At 40.3% G+C, this 3,741-nt stretch carries 3 protein-coding genes; 2 read left to right on the forward strand and 1 reads right to left on the reverse strand.

Features of this window, described 5'->3' with window-relative positions:
* Window positions 1–327: 327 nt before the first annotated feature.
* On the forward strand, window positions 328–735 hold the full coding sequence (locus ACZFYI_RS17105; RefSeq protein WP_462525343.1) for a hypothetical protein: 408 nt from the start codon (window positions 328–330) through the stop codon (window positions 733–735).
* Between the two features lie 86 nt (window positions 736–821).
* Here ACZFYI_RS17105 and ACZFYI_RS17110 read toward each other — a convergent pair whose 3' ends face one another.
* Window positions 822–1,241, reverse strand: coding sequence for a Dabb family protein (locus tag ACZFYI_RS17110; RefSeq protein WP_462525344.1), 420 nt, complete (start codon window positions 1,239–1,241; stop codon window positions 822–824).
* 160 nt (window positions 1,242–1,401) lie between these two features.
* Here ACZFYI_RS17110 and ACZFYI_RS17115 point away from each other — a divergent pair.
* A partial coding sequence (locus ACZFYI_RS17115; protein ID WP_462525345.1) for a penicillin acylase family protein occupies window positions 1,402–3,741 on the forward strand: 2,340 nt, incomplete at its 3' end.

Genomic DNA, 3,741 nt, shown 5'->3' on the forward strand with positions numbered 1-3,741 from the left:
TTCCAAACGCCTTGTCCTACCCTTTTATCTTTTCCATCCGCGACAATTGTCGGGAGGTAATTGGATTCAACCAACCAAACGAAAGGTAATTCTTGGCAATTTGAATTACAAATTCTACTAAATAAAAAGGTATAGATAGAATCTACACCTAGCGCCTTCACCTTTCTACGCTCAGGGATTAATGATTTTTGGTTTTGGATGTGTTTTAATATAAATGCAAAAATTAAATATTGTTTTATTGGAGCATTTATTAGAAATTGGATTTCATATTCCCTGTTTAAATTACATGTTATCTGTAATTCTTAAAGCATCTAAAAACCAACCAACATGAAAAAATTTGTAAAAATCGGCATTTTTGCCCTCATCATTATCTTGGCAGGAGTATTTTATTGGAGATATTATTTTGTATTCAGTGAAGGTGTCAAAGGAGGTACGCTTAATTATTTTGAGAAAAAAGGCTATGTCTTCAAAACTTGGGAAGGTCGGATTGTACAGGAAGGTTTCCAAAGTCCGACAGCAGGCGCACTTCAAAGCAACGAGTTTAGGTTCAGTGTTCAGAATGACGCACTTGTGGAGCAACTCGAGCGTGCAAGCGGTAAATTTGTAGAACTTCGTTACAAAGAATACCTCAATCCCTTACCGTGGAGAGGTGCAAGCGAATTGGTAGTCTATGAAATCATCGAAATTGGAGGAAAAGGCGAAGTTGATACCGAACTCCCAATGAATAAAAACTGATTTTGAAAAAGATATTTTAAGTCCAAACAAAAAAACTCCAACAGCTAAAATGGCTGTTGGAGTTTTTTATTGAAGCCCCTAACAGACTATTTTGTCCAATAATCCACCACCAACACTTTATCCAAATGTGGCCCTAAAACAGCACCAAAGGCCTTATGGTCAGGATGTGGCAAATAAATATCCCTGTCCTCTTCCGAAGCAAAAGTTAGAAAAAAGCAATGGGTAAACCCTTGATCCAATCCTTCCGGGCTGTTGTTGGTTCCCCATTCGATAGATTTGATCACATCTATCTTGGAAGGAAGTGCAGTAAAAGCATCCACCACATTTTGGATGTCTGCTTCTGAGGTACCATCTTTAAACTTAAATAAAACAACGTGTCGCAGTGATTTGTCCATAGAAACAATTTCCTTTTCGATTACTTTTTCAATTATTTTTTCTTCTTTTTGGGGAGCTTGGCATGCTGCAAACAATAGCAGTGAAAAAGCCAAAATGCATAGATTTCTCATGATTGGAAGGTTTTGGTTTGGTAAGCAATTTGAAAAATAAAGATGAATGGTTTTGACCGTTTATCCAATTTAATTGTTGGATTCAGAATATTTTCAGAACTTATTAATGACATACAAGCTTCAGTATGTCAAGCTTCATCCACTTTAGAAATCAAGGAAAATGAGAATACCCCAAAACAACCCAATATATTTTTTTTCGCTAATCTTATTTTACGTTGTAAATCATCAAGCTTTTTCCCAACAGGTTGGTCTTAAAAAACTTCGCCAAGAAGTCGAAGTATTCAGGGACAGCAGCGGAATCAACCATATTTTTGCACAAAATGAACACGACCTTTTTTTTACCCAAGGTTATATGGCTGCCAAAGACCGTTTGTTTCAATTTGAAATATGGAGAAGACAGGCTACAGGGACTATGGCTGAAATATTTGGAGAAAAAGAACTTGATCGGGACAAGGGAGTAAGGCTATTCAAATTTCGAGGAGACAAGAAAACTGAATTGACCCATTACCATCCCCGTGGCGAAGTAATCGTAGACTCATTTGTGGAAGGCATCAATGCCTACATCGCAGAAGCCCTCCAATCCCCACAAACATTACCGGTCGAATTCAGACTATTGGGCATTTTGCCTGATTTTTGGACCTGGGAAGTAGTCATTTCCCGTCATCAAGGTTTGCTTCAAAACGTAAAAGATGAATTGAATTACAGTAGGGTTGTCAGCCTTATCGGTCCAGAAAAAACAAAGGAAATCTATTATTTCCATCCCAACGAACCTATTTTGGATTTAGACGGATCCATCCCAGAGGAATTGCTGTTTAAAGACATTCTAGCTCCGTATAATGCTTTTCGAAAAGGCATGGCCTTTTATCCTGAGTACATCATCCAAGAAGCCCGAAACAGCTCAAGTTTATTCCTAACCCAACTGGACGACTATGAAACAGAATTAAAAGAAACACTGGAGACAGAAAAATTTTCTATCGGAAGCAATAATTGGGTAGTCAGTGGGAAATTGACAGAAAGCGGTTACCCAATGATGGCCAATGACCCTCATAGGTTGATCGCTGTTCCTTCCCTGAGATATTGGGTTCATCTGCACGCACCAGGATGGGATGTAGTAGGAGGTGGAGAACCTGTGATCCCTGGAATATCTATAGGTCACAACCAATTCGGGGCTTGGGGCTTGACTATCTTCGAGACTGACAATGAAGACCTTCGCATCTATGACATCCATCCAGATAACCCACAGCTTTATTTTCATAAAGGAAAATGGCTGGAAATGGAGGAAGTTTCCGACACCATCAAGGTAAAAGGCAATGCAGATGAAATAGTGAAACATTTTTACACCCTACATGGTCCTGTAACTTTTGTAGACCATGACTTGAAAAAAGCAGTCGCTGTACAATGTGCCTGGCTGGAAAAAGGTGGTGCACCCTATTTGGCAAGCTTGAGGATGAATCAATCTACTACCTGGGAGGAGTTTAGAGATGCATGCACCTATAACCATATTCCGGCTGAAAACATGATTTGGGCGGACAGGAATGGAAACATCGGTTGGCAAGCAACCGGCATCTCCCCGATCAGGAACGGTTTTTCCGGTCTGGTTGCAACTTTAGGGGATGGAAGTATGGAATGGGATGGCTACCTACCGATAGCGGAAAGACCACATGATTATAATCCTGAATCTGGATTCATCGCCACTGCAAATCAAAATGTTGCTCCAAAAAACTATCCCCACAAAAATGCATTGGGATATGAATGGGCTGATTCCTTCAGAGGGGACCGAATCAGGGAAGTATTGGGAAAAGGAAGTGGTTTTTCGGTAGAAGATATGGGAAAGCTTCAGAATGATTACCTGTCCCTCCCTGCCAGAACTTTGGTGCCCTATTTGAAAGACCTGGTTTTTGAAAAAGAGGATGCAGGTAAATTCCGGGATTTAATACTTCATTGGGACTATAAGTTGGAAAAGAATTCCATTGAAGCAGGAATCTATGTCATGTGGGAAAGGAAAATCAGGGATAAAATAAAAGAAATTTCAGTTCCGAAAGAAGTGAGGGACATGGTGGGAACTGTACAGATGACCCGTGTGATAGAATGGATAGAACAACCGGAAAGGCTATTCACAAGCAATCCGGTTAATGAAAGAAATAAATTTCTCACAAATTGCTTTGAGCTGGCGCTGCAGGAACTTGAAACAAAACTTGGCACAAACAGCAAAAACTGGCAATACGGACAGGCTTCTTATAAACATGCCTATCTCAGACACCCATTGAGTCCTGCCTTGTCCGAAGATTGGAAAGAGAAATTAGATGCAGGTCCAGTTGCCAGAGGAGGGTACAGTTTTTCACTTGGAGCAAATGCGTATGGTGACAACAACACTTCCGGTGCCTCCTTCCGAATTGTAGTAGATACCGGGGATTGGGAAAAAACCATCGGAATCAATACTCCCGGACAATCAGGCAATCCCAAAAGTCCATTTTATCGAAATCTATTTCCTATTTGGGCG

It is taken from the genome of Aquiflexum sp., from assembly GCF_977115555.1.

Bases quoted from the DNA above. Each gene is read 5' to 3' on its own strand.
- ACZFYI_RS17105 (WP_462525343.1), top strand. From the start codon at position 328: ATGAAAAAATTTGTAAAAATCGGCATTTTTGCCCTCATCATTATCTTG.
- ACZFYI_RS17110 (WP_462525344.1), bottom strand. From the start codon at position 1,241: ATGAGAAATCTATGCATTTTGGCTTTTTCACTGCTATTGTTTGCAGCA.